This window comes from Bdellovibrionales bacterium, assembly GCA_016714165.1.
GTDB lineage: Bacteria > Bdellovibrionota > Bdellovibrionia > Bdellovibrionales > UBA1609 > JADJVA01.
Map to the genome: position 1 here is coordinate 968,066 of JADJNU010000002.1, position 16,902 is coordinate 984,967.

Here is a 16,902-nt window from a genome sequence, read left to right on the forward strand (position 1 = left end):
TAGAGTCGATAAATGCAGTTTTTTATAGAACCTACCAAAAGACCAGCGAATAATAAAGAATGAGATCCAAGGGGAGAGAAAATGAGCCCGTCAAAAGCATGCTTGTTCCTGTTGTACATCCTTATGATGCCATACTATTTTATCCTCGTGGCTCCGCTGGCCGAAGCCGGAACAATCGGCAGAGCCCCTGCCATTCTTGACAAGGATCAAAATGCGAATGGTGCCTATGCGGCCATGACTCTTCAGCAATTGGGTCTCCTCGATCACCGCTCGCGCATCCAGTACATAGAACTGATGCGTGAAACCCTTCTTGAATTAGAAAAAGTGCAAGGGGCCTTTCAATTTGAAGTTGCCCAAAACTCACGTGGCCAATCCGAATTCTATGCCCTTATTTTTGGCCTGGACGTCTTTGCCGCAGACAAGAGCAAGTTTTACCGCAACCTCAACAAGGAAGTTACAGATGAAGGTTGCATCTACGGTGGTCACTTCTCTCAGTATGCAACAACGGCGAGCGCCTATGGTTGCATTCGACCTCCGTGCACCAAAAAAATTCAGCAAGAATGGAAAAGTGATTACGCTAAAGGCAAAACGTTCGGCGAAGGCTACGTTCAGTGCAGTTTCACTTCTTTCGGAATTGAAATGTGCGTCACTCCAGGAATTACTTCCACTGCGGAGTGCGATAAGAAGGCTCGTGACATTGAAAAGAGTCACAAACCTTCGGTCGACGCTTTTTAAAGGAAAATATCACTCCTGAGTGGATGAGAAAATCAGCTGAAGAGCGCTTGAAACTCGTGGGAGAGTTAAAAATTCGGGCCTTCGATCCGCGGGTGATGTCTCATCTCGTGAAATTGGCGGCAGATATCCAGAAGAGTCAAAAAAATTTCGATCAAGTACCAGAACTGCAAGATTTTGAAGGTTTCAATGTGAAAGCCAAAGGAATGGATGCACTGTTTAGAAAATTTAAAGATCACTGCATCAAAGAGCTAGATGAAGCAACAGCCGTCAAAAGTGTCGAGACTGAAAAAGGCCCCTGGGCCACCAAAAGACGCGCCTTTCTAAAAGAAGTGAGAGATAAAGGTAAACCTCCGCGAGTGGGCAGTGTCATTCAACGAGACGAATGCGAGGTTCTTATAGGTAAATACAATTCCGACACAGATGAGTTCGATGGCGGCAGATACAAGCGTTTTGTAGACAACTACAAAGAGATCATGACAAAAGGCTATCCGGATGGAATGCCAAACAGACCTCCACCTCCACAAGCAGGACCTCAAATTGCGCAAAGGGGACCGGAGACTCCTGCGGAGCCCCCTCCGCCAGCGGAACCTCCCGTGGATCCAAATGGAATTACCATCAGTGCCACGACTGGCTGCGATCCTTCCCACGAACTCCTCGTTGACCGAGGCATGCAATGCGCCAAGTGCATCGCAGAGAAATACTACACCGAAAGTGAATCGGGAAATCACTACTCGTCCCAATCTGGTGTTTCAGAAAAATGGCTTTCTCTTCTCACAACGATGATTCACCAGTGCAGCAGAGCTATGGGACGAGGCACTCCCAACCCAAAAGACATGGCCCATTTGGCGCTCAACTACTCTCAGGCATTCGGGCACTGCAGTCAAAACGAGTACGATTGGGATGCCCTGACTCCAGAACAGGCTCGCTTGACCACCTCATGGCAAATGGGATGAGATCTCATGAGAGCTGATGCCCCAGGAAAAAAAGCCAACCCGTTTGAGGAAATCTACGGAATTGATATGAAAACAGCGCAGGAATTATTTTGCCCCGGACCAGGTAGTGGGGGCTACCAAAATAACTCCGCAAGATCCAATGCCGGCAACCCTCGACGGCAGTGGGCTCAGCGTCGTTTGCAAATGTTGGAGGTCTACGAAAGTAAAGTAAAATCTGGATTTGCAAATATCTTTGGATCCCCCAGCAGCGCCCGAGCAGGGATAGGGCGATGTTTGGAAAGCATTAAACAGCGCCACAACAATGGAACTCTTTTTTCGACCTCTGATGGCGCCACCAGGTGTCAGGGCTTTGTGAATGTTCAACCGAGCAACATGCAAAAGGCAACTTTCTCAGCTCTATCGGAACAGCCCGTTGTGGCCATCGACAACAATGGCCATTGCTACGTCTCAGATACAAGCTATCTTTACAACAATGGGAAAACCTCACTGATCTTTTCTAATCCGCGCACCGGCGGTTCTCCTCGACCCGTTTATGTCGCCGATAACAACGGAGTCGGCAGGTGGACAAACACGGGTGGGACGTCGATCAGCTATGTTTCAGTCGGGGGAGAATCTCCTGAACGCTCTTATTGTCCAGATGACAGAGGACGCAAAGGGTACAGACTACCTCCGACCCCACCACATCAAGCAGACAGCCCAAGTGAAGAATCAGGGTTCGGAGATAAGAGATCGAATAGCACGTTTTGACCAGGCCTCATTTGTCTGTGCAGTGATTCGAGAAGCTTGATCCTTTTTCGTAATCCACTTTTTAATAGAACCTGCAAAGAGGGTAGCTCCCAGATATAATATGTAAAGTTTACCAACTATCTCTGCCAATTGGATCAATCAATCTCCTATTTTAGACTAAATGCATAACGCATCATTTGGCAGGGGGGATTCGCCGATGAAACAAAAAGTTTGGTTGATAACGTGTTTGGCTTCCTATCTTTTTCTGGTTCCTTTATCAATTGCTAAACCCTCGTATGGAGTTTCACGACTTCCCGGTTCCTTCGTAGCAAACCAGGCAAATTTCAATACAATTATCGGGATGATCTGCACTCTACACAGCAACAACGCACAAGAAAGGGACGCGGATTCCATACGAAACGGGTCAAATTTTTTCCATTATTGGAAGTTATCGACATCAGCCAGCGAATCTACCGTGAATGGGTTTTGCTCTCTCAAGCTCAATCCATACACCAAAGAAATTGAGCCCGGAGCTCCTCTCTCGCTCAATTTCGAAACTGAAACACTCGCCCTAAAAGATCCTGTTATCAAAGGGCGTTTGGGTGAGAAAAAAATTGTCCTCAACTTTCTGGATCAAGGCGACTTTTCGCCCAATGAAAATCGAATGGTTTTTTTTCGAAGTCTTAAATCAGTAGATCTGGGAAAAGGGCTTTTTGATATACTTCTCACTCAACGATCAAATCAAACTCTTCATACTCAATCGACCGAGGTCTGGTCCTCATCAAAGTATTGGTCTGGTTACGAACCAATAAACTTAGATTATCGAACAATGGGATACACCGGAAAGCTTCGCAGACTGACTATTTCTTCTGCTCTAAATCCCAGGACACTGCTGATAAAATACGGAAACTATCTCCACGCAGAGGAAGGTAGCATCGCATTTTCACCCTCTGAAAAAAGCCGCGCAAATAATATATTTCTTTCGGCCGGACCAGCTCATGTCTTGGGATGCACTTTGATGATCTATCCTGGCGAGTTAGATGCTCCTGAGATGATCACTGAAGAACAATGTCGTTCAATGATTCAAACTTTTCTTAACGACGACGATCTCCGCAAGGAAATCAATTTACCTTCTCTGACCGAGTTAAGCCCCTCTTTAAAAGAGGGTTCTGAACAAAATGAGAGAGTGAATGAAGCCGCGCTAAAAAGAAGAGCAGAAGCACAACTAGTTGCCTTTATTAAATCTAACTATCCGTCCTACAATTTCTACTGCCAGAAACCCAATATTTTTTCTCAAAGCTGTCGCGCTTGGTCTAGAAATGACAAAAACAGAGGATTTGTTAACCTGAATGTCTCCTATGTCCTCAATTCAGAAAAAACAGAAGCACAGCTACACATTCTAATGCTGAACCTCAGTGGACAATCTAAAACTGATGAAAGGCGTGTCATTTACCAAAATAGTCAATGGCTCGATCAACCCTAACCTAGGTGTTGATCGAACCGACTCGGTCAAGATTGAATTTCACCAATCGATGCAACAGATCTGCTTTGCCACCAAAAATCGCAAGGGCTGCCGAGGCCAATTCAGCCACCCTTTTGAGATAGACTTGTGTCTCGTGTATTCCAACAACGTTGATATAGCTCGTCTTTTCAGGCTGATTCGGATTGAAGTCCATGATGTCATCTGCCAACTGAAAGGCCAATCCTAGATTTCTGGAGTATTCTTTGAGAGCCAACATTTCTTCGCTACCAGCTTCGCAAATATGAGCGGCCGCCTCACAACTGACAGCTATCAAGGCTCCGGTTTTAAGATCATGAATCCTTCGCATCAAATCTTCTGACCTCTCCTCTGATATGAGCTGCATATCCAATGCTTGGCCCCCAACCATGCCGAACAAACCAGCGGCTGATGCAAGCATTTCAATCACTTTCAACCCAACTTGAGGACGATCCTGATACCCCTTTGCCAAAACACAAAAGGCTTCCGTTAAAAGTGCATCACCAGCCAATAGCGCAGTGGCTTCTCCGAACACAACATGATTTGTTGGTTTTCCTCGCCTGAGCGAATCGTTGTCCATTGCAGGCAGATCGTCATGAATCAGCGAATAGGTATGAATAAATTCAACGGCTGCTGCCAGAGGCAGAACTCTGTCCGGAGAACTTCCCAGAACTTCAGCCGTCAATAAGGTGAGTACTGGGCGAAACCTCTTACCACCAGACAAAAGAGAATAATTTATAGATTTATTAAGCTGGTTCAAACCCTTGCTCGATAGCTCGCTCGTTTCAGCAAAATAGTGAGGCAGGTGATTCTCAATAAATTGCAATTCCCTGCGAAACAAATCCTCAAAGCTAGTTTTTTCCATGGAAACGAAAGTCTCCTTATTCACTTTTCATCCCCTTCCATGTTAAATTCTCCGAATTCTGCCTGGCCCTGATCGTTGACGCTGAGAAGAACCTTCACCTTTTGTTCAGCTTCATTCAATTTTCCATGACATTCTTTTGCCAGCCCAACTCCTTCTTCGAATAATTTCAAAGAATCATCCAGGGAACATTCTCCTTCTTCCATTTTCTTAATAATCGCCTCAAGCCGACTCAATTTTTTCTCAAAACTCACGTGAACTCCCTTTTTTTATCTGAACCGATCTTACCCGGCTAACCTCGGCCTCAATCACACCGTCAGCGATCTGAATTTCTACCCCGCTTCCAACAACCACGCCCTGAATTTTTTTGATAATACGATTGTCACGATCTCTCAGGATAGCATAGCCGCGTTCAACCACTCTCAGAGGGCTCAATGAATCGAGGAGCGTAGAAAAGTGTTCCCATTGAGACCTGGATCTTTCCAACCTGAGCAGCATGCCGTATTCCAGTCTCTCGGTCAGCTCATCACAGCGAAGAATCAAATCCCTCAACTTTCTCCGCGGATCTACTAAACGCCTTGAGACATTCTCAATCTTATGACGAAAAAATTGAATTCGCCTTTCTAAGGAAAGATAGAGACGGCGACTGCAAATATGTAGCGCGGCGATTAAATCATCCGCATTTTTAACAACAAGTTCTGCCGCGGCCGAAGGAGTCGGAGCCCGTAAATCAGCTACAAAATCAGCAATCGTAAAATCTATCTCGTGACCTACAGCCGAAATAATGGGCCTTTTCGATGAAGCTATGGCTCTCGCCACCTGTTCCTCATTAAACCCCCAAAGGTCCTCTATCGAACCTCCCCCACGCCCAATAATAATCACATCCACATCGGACAGACGATTTGCATTTTCGATCCCCTTAACAATACTTTCTGGTGCCTGCCCCCCCTGAACAATCGCAGGAATAACAGTGATACGCAGTCCACGACTTCGTCTTCGTAAAACATTGAGCATGTCCCGAATGGCCGCCCCACTTGGAGCCGTCACCAGCGCCACATGTTCAGGAAAGCTCGGCAAGCTCCTCTTTCGTGACTCATCAAACAAACCTTCCTTCTGCAATTTATTTTTTAACTGCTCAAAGGCTATCTGCAAAGAGCCCGCTCCCAAAGGTTCCATCGTCTCACATAAAATCTGATAGTTGCCTCGCTGCTCGTAAACGCTGACCTTGCCGCGAACCAAAACTTCAATTCCATCCTTTGGTTTAAACTTCAAATGCCGGTTAAAACCTTTGAACATAACCGCAGAGATTTGGGCTTTTTTATCTTTTAAACTAAAGTAGTAATGACCCGAAGGATGCGCCTTGAAATTTGAAATCTCTCCCTGTATCCAGAGAAAATCAAACTGACCTTCTAATAATTGGCGAATAACCTGATTCAATTGGCTAACTGCGTAGACCTGAGGCCCTTTCTGCTCGATAAACTGCGCGCCGACAGCGTCAATTTCAGCTTCCATTTTTTGAGGGGTCTTCTCTTCGACGCTTTTTAAATCCAGAGTCATCTGTTTCATCGCGATCGAACTTACTGACAGGAACCAGGGGTGTCAACTGAGGAGCAATCTCCGGCAAAGCCTGCTCCTGCCTTCCTCGTACCTTACCCTTTCCTAGGAAAACCAGAGGCATTGAAGGGACCAAAAAAAACCCAGAATCAAACATATCAGCGCCAAAACCCTATGGCTCTTCATTTGGAGGATCACAGAATGAGGCATTCGCTTCTCGGCCAAGTTTACTAGGTGTTTCTGGTGCAATACGATTGTCAAGAGAGCACCATAAAAAAATAAAATAAAGGGAAAAATGGCATCCAATTGACTGGGAATCATTCTATTTGATCGGAAAGGCCCTTCCGTCATGTAACGAGACTTACGTAGAAGAGGAGGTCATTTTTTTCTCCAACAGATAGAATCATATCTGAGGCATTTCCTCATGTCCCCATTGTGATTGCGTGCTTTTTTTGATATCATTTGAGGTGTTCTGTGGGCTCATGACAAAGTAAACCCTACAAGCATATTTTTGGGGACTGTCCCTGGCAATGGTGAGCAAGCTCATGGCGTAATGAGAAGCCTAAAGTTGCTATCATGGTCACCCACCTTAGCGAACCCGGGTTTACGGATCATCGAGCACCACAGAATTTTTTGCCTTTGGTCCAGCCCTAATCACTCTGATTTTGGTTCTCCTTTCTTTCTCAGGTAGACTATGAATTGCGGGTTTTTGAGTACAAATTGCCTTGTTTTATGGTGATGGCACCCAACTTGCTCAATGTATACCCACTGAGGGAGATCAAAATGATCGCATTCAAACTGTTTAAAGTTCTGACACTTGGATGTTGTGTTGCTATTAATCTGGTTTTGTTATCAGCTCAGGGGGCCTCACCGGCAACCAGTTCACCTCTGGTTCTTCAGCAGCCGAAAGATATTTGTTCAGATAATGATATGATGAGTGGCTATGCAGATACATTGTGCGAGAACAAGAAGTTTACAAATGCCACCGAAAAATCGACTTGCATAGCTAAGGAAAAAGACAAAATGATCCGCGGGTGCATCGCTAAGAGCAACGGCGGACAGTCTGATCTCCAGGATTGCAACAAAGCTTACGAAAAATTCACTGAAAATGACGGAAAATTAGCTGCAGCTTGTGGGGCTGCTGGGATCGATGGCGACTGTTTCGCCCACATAGATAAGTGCCTCAAGTGCCAGGGCACGGAATCGACAGATCCCGTTTGCGCGAGTCTCGACACAGAAGAAATTGAATCGACGGATCCTGGCAAGCGACCAGCCTCGATCTCAGATTTTATGGGGATGGGGCAGGGATCTTCTGCATCAACGGGCAAATACACCCCTGATCCGAATAAGGCGGCCCTCAGATACAAGAATTGCCCTGCATTGGCCGGTGTCGATCTCAAAGAGTGGATGACAAAGGTCAAAGACGCTCAGAGGGAAGTGGCTGATTCAAAAAAAGAAGTTGTCGACTTGACCGAAAAGAATAGTGAAATTGAATCGCAGCTTCGAGACACCAAACTAGAAAAAGATAAGGCCATGACTGAAGCAGTCGACGAGGCCGCAGAGGTGAAACAGAATATGAACGACCAAATGAGGGCCGAAAAGAATGAAGCACGAAAAACGATTTCCCAGCTCCTTGAGCAATCGTCCGCAATAGAAAATCAAATCATTGCCGCCGAGAAATCATTCGATGACGCTTACAGTTCCTACCTCAATGCCTTGGCTGCCCTCGATCAACAGTGTCATGCAGCAGCTTTGCAAAAGCTTGCCGCCCTGCAAACGGCTATGCAGGCCAAAATCGACAAAAGCACTTATTCGACTGGGTCCTTTAACAAATTACTTAACGAAGTCGGTGTATCGAGCCGAAAAAAATCTCAATCCATGGTGAACAGAGATTTTCAGCGCTGCAAAGCAGACCCTGCCTACACTTCGACTGCTCAGGCTGCTAAACGATCCCTTGATAGCACACGCACAGCCGCAAACAATGCAATCAAAGCACTTAGAGACAAGAAGGATCAAATTTATTTCACAATCAAAGATGCGAATGAGCGAGAGTTACCCGAAGCCCTAAAGGGCGTCGTAGAAAGTGCAAATCTTAAACTCTCAAAAGTGCAGAACAAGATAAAGCAGTTAGCGCTCGAAAAACAATCTGCTATCGATGATGCCAACAAAAAAACCATCCTCAACAATCAGCGCATTGCCCTTGCCAACCAGAAAGTAGCTGTTGCCGAGCAGGTTCTCCAGCAAACCCAGGCCTATCTTAATCAAAAAATGGTTGCTTCTGGCGAAGTCGAAACAGATGGCAAAAAAATCTCCGAAGCACTGAGCGCACTCACTTTGGTTAGATCGTCAGCCGAGACGGTTGTGGCAAGCTGTGGATGCAATTCTGACTCAGATGGCTCACAGAACACCTCTTACTGCAAATCGGCTTGCACTGTTCTTGTTAAATCGCATGAAGAATGGGAACCAACCGCTAAGATTACCGACTCCATGCTCAGCGGGCAATGCTCTTCCTATTCCTCAGGCATCAAAGCTTCCGAAACTTCTGTTAGGTCAACGACGTCGCCCCCTCCCGCCAACCCCACTAAAGGAAATCCTCCAAAACCAGGACGTCAAGCCCCAGTCCCGGCCCCAGCTCCAACGCCAGAATCTGCCGAGAGTGCAAGTCCAGGCTGGGGACAGAAGTAGGAGGTCCGGCAGGGATCCTTCTGAAATAATCATTGCACCGCGCCATCGGCCTCCTTCTTGAGGCCCTCCTGCTGACAAGCTATAGTGGCCAATAATTTCTGTTCGCTCTGATTCTGATGTTTACTACTCTCATGTTTGTTGCTATCTGGGGAGGCTCAAAGATATGTCGATAAAGAAAATCATCGCGGCTCTATTAGGATTGCTATTCATTGGGATTGGCGCCGGATCTATATTGGTCCTCTCTCTCTCCGCAGATCTTCCAAAAATGATAAAAGTTGAAGATTATGAGCCTCTTTTGGTATCGGAAGTTTATGACCGCGAAGGCGGGAAAATAGGCGAGTTTTTTCGCGAAAAGCGCATGCTCTTAGCCTATGAAGATATCCCCCAGGCGATTATTCAAGCTTTTACCTCAGCCGAAGATGCCACATTCTTTAAACATGGTGGGATCAATTACACCTCAACACTGAGAGCTCTGCTTGCCAATATTCGCGCCGGTCGCAAAGTGCAAGGCGGTTCAACGATCACTATGCAGGTGGCTCGCTCTATCCTTTTGACTCCCGAAAAAACTTACACCCGAAAAATTAAAGAAGTCATGCTTTCCTACCGCATGGAAAGCAATCTCACTAAACAGGAAATTCTCTATCTTTACTTAAATCAAATCTATTTGGGTCAGGGTTCCTACGGAATCGGCGCTGCAGCTGATATTTATTTTCGCAAATCCGTTAAAGATCTCACTCTCCCCGAGATCGCCCTGCTCGCTGGGCTCCCTCAGGCACCAAGTCGCTATTCACCAATATCAAATCCTAGCTCGGCCAAAGAAAGACAGCGTTACGTTTTATCTCGCATGGCAGAAGAGGGCTACATAACCTCCGCCGAGGCCACCCAGGCCGCGGCCGCTCCTGTTCAAGTCTATGTTCGAAAGGACTACAAGGAGCTTGCCCCCTATTATTTGGAGACTGTGCGGCAGCTGCTCGTGAAAAAACTTGGTGAAGAAACGGTTTTAGATAGAGGAATTAAAGTTTTTACCGGGCTTGATATCAAGAAACAAATAGCAGCGCAGGATCAAGTCCGATTAGGACTTCGCCAGTTAGACAAACGCCAAGGTTATCGTGGCCCAAAGGGAAATCTGACAGGAACTGATAAGGTCGCCGAATTTTTACTTAAATCGCGCAATGACCTCATGGATGAAGCAAGCGCTATCCGCACTCTTAAATCAGACGGCTCAGTGGAGGACAAAGGAAAGCTCAATTTGACTGGTTTAGACAAAGCAGGAAAACCCCTTCCAAATCTTCCCTCCTACATCAGCCTCAATCAAATTGTTCCAGCCATTGTCGTTAAAATCGACGACAAATGGGGGCTCGTCCATGTCAGATTTGCAGAATCCAGAGGAATGATCGATTTTCAATCTATGAAGTGGGCGCGGCGACCAGATCCCGGCATCAGAGCTGAGGGCGCAGAAATTCTTAAGGCCAGCGACGCGCTTAAGGTGGGTGACCTCATTGACGTCAAAGTCATCGACCCTAAATTTCGATCGGATCGAATCTCAGAGCTGCTCACATCAATGAAAAAAAAGGCCGGGAAGAACTATTCTGCTCCTAGCGATTTGCCGGAGTGGAGTAATTTCTGTCTGATCGAGCTGGAACAAGATCCAACTGCTGAGGGCGCACTTGTTTCTATTGATCAAAATAACAATGATTTAATTTCTCTTGTTGGCGGAAAGGATTTTACTCACTCAGAATTCAATCGAGCCCTCCAGGCCGCGCGCCAGACCGGTTCCGCATTCAAAACGCTCGTCTACGCGTCCGCCTTGGATAAGGGGTTTACTCCAGCAACCTCACTGATCGATTCTCCAATTGTCTACGAAGACGATGATGCAGAAGTTCAGGATATGGACACAGATGCCATTCTCAAGAAAAAATGGAAACCTTTGAACCATAGCAAAAAGTTTAGTGGCGAGACTTTATTTCGTGGAGCCCTCATTCAGAGTCTAAACGTCCCCACCGTAAAAATTATCGAGAAGATTTCGGTTGAATGGGTGGCCGCATATGCTCACCGCCTCGGGATCTTTAGTCCTCTGAATTATGATTTTACTATGGCGCTGGGTTCAAGCGGAATCACCCTCTATGAAATGACGAAGGCGTTTGCTACTTTCGGACGCCTGGGACGTCGGGTATCTCCAATACTGATTCATCGGGTTGAAGACAAAAAAGGAAACATCTTGCTCGAAAAAATTGGCCTGGATGAAAGATTCGAATCGGAGCTAGGGCCTCAGGAAAGCGAATTCGAACAGCGTCGCGTCGCTTACTTACGATATCAAAGTGAAGTGAATCCCAAAGATCAAGATTCAAACAACAACAACACAAACGAAAATAACGAAAACTCAAAGCAGACAGAAAAGAAAATACCGGCAAGCAATCTAGGCAAGACCGGATCTAATCAAAATGAAGCGCCCTCTTATCTCCTGAAAATCGAAGATACTGGCAAGACAATTGACCTCCGCAAAGAACCTCCTTTTTATTTCGACGATCCTGATCAACTTCTTCGTCCAGAGACATCTTATGTCATGACGACCTTGCTTCAAGCGGTTGTTGAAGAGCCTGGCGGCACAGGCCGAGCCGCTCGTGCCCTGGGGCGCCCAGCTGCCGCCAAGACTGGCTCTACCAGCGGCTACTATGATGCTTGGTTTATGGGTTACACGCCGGATATTGCAACCGGGGTTTGGGTTGGGTTTGACGAAGAAAGATCTCTCGGGAAAGGAGAGGTCGGGGGAAGGGCGGCACTCCCTATCTGGACAGAGTACATGAAAATTGCCCATGAAGGCATCCCCATTCGAAATTTTCCAATTCCGGACGGCATTGTATTTGCCAACATCGACAATACCACCGGCAAGTTGGCTTCTAATGCAACTCAATCAGAGAACGTTATTCGGCAAGCCTTCATTGAAGGCACAGAGCCAAGTGAGTCGGCTGCAAAGAATAATTCACAGGAAGAAAAGGATTTTATCAAAGAGGATCTCTCTCAATGAAGAACATCCATTTATGGGGGGTTCGACAGAATAATCTTAAGGACATCGAAGTTGATATTCCTATTGGATCGTTTACCGTAGTTTGTGGGCCAAGTGGCTCGGGAAAGAGTTCTTTGGCTTTTGAGACACTCTACGCAGAAGGACAACGACGTTTTTTCGAGAGCCTTAGTAACTACAGCAAGCAATTTCTTAATAAAGCACCAAAACCTGATATCCAGGGCGTCGAAAATATTCCCCCGGCAATATCCATCGAACAGAAAAATTCGGTAAAATCCTCCCGATCGACTGTCGGAACAACCACCGAAGTCGTCGACTATCTCAGACTGCTTTATGAAAAATTGGGCCAGGCATTTTGTCCAGAGCACCATCTCGCTCTTGAGAGAGATTCCATTTCTGAAGGTGCCGATAAGATTCTTGCTTTGTTCGAGGGCGAGCGAGGCTACATCTTGGCGCCCATTCCCGCAGAAAACCGCCTACTCAGTGGGAAAAAGTTTTATGACCAACTCATCAAGGATGGAATCCTAAGAATCTACTGCCCCGCCAAAACCGCCGAGTCAGAGGTTAAAGCCAGCCGTCGAAAAGGCAAGTCCGCCCAAAGTGGCTCCACAAAAAAGGTCCTGGCCCAGGCCGCCTCTGACAGTCTCACTCGCTCCCAACTGACTCCGTTCTTTCAAGGCAAATTGGGAGAAGTCCTTGAGCTGAGCGATGGAAAATTCAAGCGATACGGCCCACCAAAAGATGAATTCTACCTCGTTATCGATCGTTTGGCCTTCCGCTCCGAAGAAAGAGGAAGAATTATCGACTCCCTTTCTCATGCTTATTCGGCCTCTCTCAAATACAACAACGAGAGGAATTCGGGTCGGGCTCTCATTGCATCCACCGAAGGAAAGCACCTCTTTGTCAGTGAAGATCTTTCTTGCTCAATTTGTTCTTACTCATTTCCTCGTCTTACTTCTCGCATGTTCAGCTTTAACAGCCCGCTCGGAGCTTGTCCCAAATGCAAGGGTTTCGGAAACCTTCTTGAGTTAGATATACACAAGGTAATCCCCAATTTTGAACTGAGCCTTTCCCAAGGAGCTCTCACTCCATTCACAATGCCAAGTGCGGCAAAGGACCGGCAGGTTCTCTTTAAATACTGCAATAAGATGGGCATCAGCTTACATACACCCTGGAAAGACCTTCCATCAGAACAAAAGAAACTGGTTTGGGAGGGATCCAAGGATTTTTTTGGTGTGACTGGTCTTTTTGAATACTTGGAGACAAAAAAATATAAAATGCATATCCGAGTATTTCTATCAAGATACAAAAGTGCCGTTCAATGCTCGACCTGCAAAGGCACTCGTTTGAAACCAGAGATTCAGCAGGTTCTCATTGAAGGTAAGTCGATTTCTGATTTGTGCGCAATGACCGTCTCAGACTTGCTCCAGCATCTTCACAGATTGCGATTATCCCCTAGCCAAAAAGAAATTTGTGAAGAACTCCACCAACAGCTTTTGGGAAGACTCAGTTTTCTCCGGGATGTTGGCGTTGGCTATATGACCATGGATAGACCCACCAGAACCCTCTCGGGAGGGGAATACCAAAGACTTAACTTGGCCAATCAACTGGGCATGGGCCTTTCCCAAACCCTTTATGTGCTTGATGAGCCAACGGTAGGACTACATCCTCGTGATAATGACAAATTGATCGATGTCCTAAAAAGACTGAACGAGTTGGGCAATACTCTGGTCGTCGTAGAGCACGACCACGACGTGATCCGAAATGCCTCTCACATCATTGAGATGGGTCCCGGATCAGGCCACCTCGGTGGTGAGATTTTGTTTTCTGGAAATATCAGGGATTTCTATCATTTTGATGGATCCAACACACTGCCCTACTTGAAAGGGGCAGATAAGTGGATCCTAGAAAAATCAGAGCGGCCAATTGAACCTAAGAGCTATCAATACAAAATTGAGGTTACGGGGTGCACGGGAAACAATCTTAAAAATGTTGATCTCTCGATACCTCTCCACCGGATTGTTACGGTCACTGGGGTCAGTGGATCGGGTAAATCTTCCCTCATCACAAATACCCTCTATCCAGCTCTGGCCAGAACTTTAGGAGTTGAATATCTAGAGGGTCTGCCTTTCAAGGAATTGCGCGGAGATAATTTCATCAAGGGCGTCCTCATGATTGACCAATCACCCATCGGAAAAACCGCGCGCAGCAATCCAGTTACCTACCTAAAGGTCTACGACCATATTCGATCCCTTTTTGCGAATACGCCAGAGGCAAAAGCTTTGGGCCTTACAGCGGGAGCCTTCAGTCTCAATGTAGATGGAGGACGTTGTCCTGTCTGCAAAGGCCTCGGTCACGAAGTCGTAGATATGATATTTATGGATGATCTGGAAATTCCTTGTGATGCATGTGATCGTAAGAAATTCCGGCCTGAAATTCTGGAAATTCTCTTCAAAGACCGCAACATTCACCAAATATTAGAAATGACTGTTGCTGAGGCGATGGATTTTTTTGTCAGCTTTCCGAATATTCGTAGGCCTCTGAGCGTGCTCCGAGAGGTTGGCCTCGAATATTTGCGCCTTGGGCAAAATGCAAATTCTTTGAGTGGCGGAGAATCCCAACGACTTAAAATTGCGCGTGAATTTAATTCAACCAGTCAGAAGTCAACGCTCTATATTTTAGATGAGCCCACGACGGGGCTCCACTTTCGAGAAGTCCATTTGCTATTGGGAGTTCTCAATCGTCTTGTCGAGTCGGGAGGATCAGTCTTGCTTATTGAGCACAATCTTGAGGTTATCCGACACTCGGATTGGGTGATAGATATGGGTCCTGAGGCCGGGATTGGCGGGGGCGATGTCATTGCCGCAGCTACCCCTGATGAATTGACCAAATCCTTAAAAGGATATACTGGAAGATACTTAAAACATTACATGGATTTTATTCATCGTTCTGAAGAAGGAAAAATGGAAGTCGTACCAAGCACATCTAAAGCCGAAGATCTATTAAGCTCATGAAAGTGATCTATGAGCGTCTCTGGCCAGAACTGGCTGCCTACAAAAAGAGAGTTTTTGTTATTGTACTCCTTGGGGCCGTTGTGAGCGGCCTAAAGGCCGCCTCGCCAGAGCTGCTTCGGCAACTGGAATCAGCGTGGAGAGAAGACGATCACAGACGGGCCATTCAGATACCAATCTTGATTGCCCTCGTTTGGAGTCTCAGCGGAGTGGCTCGCTACTATCATCTGTTTTGGATGAAATTTACTTCTGAACAGGTCGCTGTGAAGTTGCGACGCGATTTAATGGATAAGTATCTGAGTTTAAATATTGGCTTCTTTCAAAGTTTCTTGAGGGGTTCGGGCGGACTCATGAGCCGCATGATTAGTGACATCCAGACCATTCAAGGTGGCATCCATAAGATTTCAGATATACTTCGAGAACCTTTCATGGCCATTCTCACTTTTTGTTATGTTCTTTACCTCGACTGGAGGCTGACCCTTTTCATTTTAGTAGCTCTTCCAATCATCACTTGGGTCATGCGTTCCTTGGCAAAAAGCCTCAGAAAATATGGCCGGAAAAATCAAGAAGCAATGGAGGATTTAACGAAGACTCTCAAAGAGAGTTTGGATGGTACCAGAATTGTCCAATCGTATAACTTAGAATCTGAACTGCGCAGGCGCTTCAATGAACAAGCCGATCATTTTCTCGATACTCAAAAGGAAATTATTCATCGAGAAGAACTCGCAGGACCGATTTCAGAGGCATTGGCCTCGATTACCCTCGCAATGATCCTCATCTATATTGGGCAGCAGATTTTTGCGAGTAAACTTTTGATCGGCGACTTTCTTGCTTTTTCTTTTTCAATAGGATTGTTGCAAGACGCAGTCAAAAAAATACAAGAGGGCTATATTAAGCTACAGCAAGCTGCCGTTGCTCTTGAACGGCTCAAAAACATCATGGAGATCGATAATTCGGTCGCCGATCCGCAGGAGCCAATTGCCTTCCCTGAGCAATGGCAGGAGATTGAGTTTAACAATGTGAGTTTTTCTTTTGGTAAGGAAAACATCCTCAACAATATAAATTTGACTATTAAACGAGGAGAAATTGTGGCTCTTGTGGGCTCTAGCGGCGGGGGAAAGTCAACCCTCGTTAACCTCCTGGAGCGCTTCTTTGACCCCACCAACGGTGTCATTTCAATCGGCAAAATCGATATTAGAAAAATGACTCTTCGCGACTTACGCGCTCACATTGCGCTCGTGTCTCAAGATGTTTTTTTGTTTGGAGATACAGTTGCCTCAAATATTCGAATGGGTAATTTGCAAAAGGACGAGGCAGAAATCGAGCAGGCAGCTAGGTCAGCGAATGCCCATGAGTTTATTCGACGCACCCGTGAAGGATATCAAACACGCATGGGTGATCAGGGAGCTCTCTTTTCGGGTGGCGAAAAACAACGAATCAGTATTGCTCGGGCCATTTATAAAGACGCTCCAATTCTCATTCTGGACGAAGCAACGAGTGCCTTGGATAGTGAAAGTGAAGTTGCTGTCCAGAAAGGCCTTGATGAATTGATGCATGGTCGAACAGCTTTTGTAATTGCTCATCGGCTTTCAACTATCGCTAAAGCCGACCGAATTTTGGTACTAAAAGGTGGCCAAATTATAGAAGAAGGCAGCCACGATGTTTTACTGAAACAGCAGGGCGAGTATTTTCGTTTTTATCAGTTGCAATGCTAGTTATGAAACTGAATTCAAAATGACAACCTAGCCACCGAAATACTGTCTGGCTATGAATCAGTGACAATAGGACCAAAGTCCAAATTGTCACCCGATCAACACTCTATACTCGCGTATTTTCAATACCTTAGGCAGTCGAAT

The 16,902-nt window shown here is 46.1% G+C and carries 11 protein-coding genes and 1 other RNA gene; 9 read left to right on the forward strand and 3 right to left on the reverse strand.

Translation table 11 applies throughout. From position 1 onward, the window contains the following. Positions 1-81 precede the first annotated feature (81 nt). The 4 genes from IPJ71_16020 to IPJ71_16035 all read left to right on the forward strand — a co-directional run bounded on the left by IPJ71_16020 (position 82) and on the right by IPJ71_16035 (position 3,897). The gene (locus IPJ71_16020; protein ID MBK7845165.1) at positions 82-735 is read left to right on the forward strand and encodes a hypothetical protein; all 654 of its coding nucleotides are present in this window, start codon (positions 82-84) and stop codon (positions 733-735) included. A gap of 23 nt (positions 736-758) precedes the next feature. Beyond that, the gene (locus IPJ71_16025; protein MBK7845166.1) at positions 759-1,688 is read left to right on the forward strand and encodes a hypothetical protein; all 930 of its coding nucleotides are present in this window, start codon (positions 759-761) and stop codon (positions 1,686-1,688) included. Between the two features lie 6 nt (positions 1,689-1,694). After that, positions 1,695-2,435 (forward strand): hypothetical protein, encoded by a 741-nt coding sequence (locus IPJ71_16030; protein ID MBK7845167.1) that lies wholly within the window; start codon positions 1,695-1,697, stop codon positions 2,433-2,435. A 196-nt stretch (positions 2,436-2,631) separates the two neighbouring features. Beyond that, complete coding sequence (locus tag IPJ71_16035) at positions 2,632-3,897, forward strand: hypothetical protein (protein MBK7845168.1); 1,266 nt, start codon at positions 2,632-2,634, stop codon at positions 3,895-3,897. A gap of 1 nt (position 3,898) precedes the next feature. Here the strand turns inward: IPJ71_16035 and IPJ71_16040 are convergent, their stop codons facing one another. From IPJ71_16040 to xseA, 3 genes are read right to left on the reverse strand one after another with little or no spacing between them, the layout of a single operon-like run. After that, entirely contained in the window at positions 3,899-4,801 is a 903-nt protein-coding gene (locus IPJ71_16040; GenBank protein ID MBK7845169.1) for a polyprenyl synthetase family protein, read from the reverse strand. Beyond that, positions 4,798-5,028: an exodeoxyribonuclease VII small subunit gene (locus IPJ71_16045; GenBank protein ID MBK7845170.1), complete on the reverse strand. Its 231-nt coding sequence runs from the start codon at positions 5,026-5,028 to the stop codon at positions 4,798-4,800. The genes IPJ71_16040 and IPJ71_16045 overlap by 4 nt, the downstream gene beginning before the upstream one ends. Then, positions 5,018-6,286 (reverse strand): exodeoxyribonuclease VII large subunit, encoded by a 1,269-nt coding sequence (gene xseA, locus IPJ71_16050; protein ID MBK7845171.1) that lies wholly within the window; start codon positions 6,284-6,286, stop codon positions 5,018-5,020. The genes IPJ71_16045 and xseA overlap by 11 nt, the downstream gene beginning before the upstream one ends. Positions 6,287-6,794: 508 nt before the next feature. Between xseA and ssrS the strand changes: the two genes are divergently transcribed. The 5 genes from ssrS (at position 6,795) to IPJ71_16075 (ending at position 16,761) form a co-directional block, all read left to right on the forward strand. Next, a non-coding RNA gene (gene ssrS / locus IPJ71_16055) (6S RNA) lies at positions 6,795-6,962 on the forward strand. Positions 6,963-7,111: 149 nt separating this feature from the next. Beyond that, positions 7,112-9,013 carry a hypothetical protein gene (locus IPJ71_16060; protein ID MBK7845172.1) on the forward strand — a complete coding sequence of 634 codons (1,902 nt, stop codon included), beginning with the start codon at positions 7,112-7,114 and terminating at the stop codon, positions 9,011-9,013. A 163-nt stretch (positions 9,014-9,176) separates the two neighbouring features. Continuing rightward, entirely contained in the window at positions 9,177-12,038 is a 2,862-nt protein-coding gene (locus IPJ71_16065; protein ID MBK7845173.1) for a transglycosylase domain-containing protein, read from the forward strand. After that, complete coding sequence (gene uvrA / locus IPJ71_16070) at positions 12,035-15,049, forward strand: excinuclease ABC subunit UvrA (protein ID MBK7845174.1); 3,015 nt, start codon at positions 12,035-12,037, stop codon at positions 15,047-15,049. Before IPJ71_16065 ends, uvrA begins: the two co-directional genes overlap by 4 nt. Further along, positions 15,046-16,761, forward strand: coding sequence for an ABC transporter ATP-binding protein (locus tag IPJ71_16075; protein MBK7845175.1), 1,716 nt, complete (start codon positions 15,046-15,048; stop codon positions 16,759-16,761). Before uvrA ends, IPJ71_16075 begins: the two co-directional genes overlap by 4 nt. Positions 16,762-16,902 lie beyond the last annotated feature (141 nt).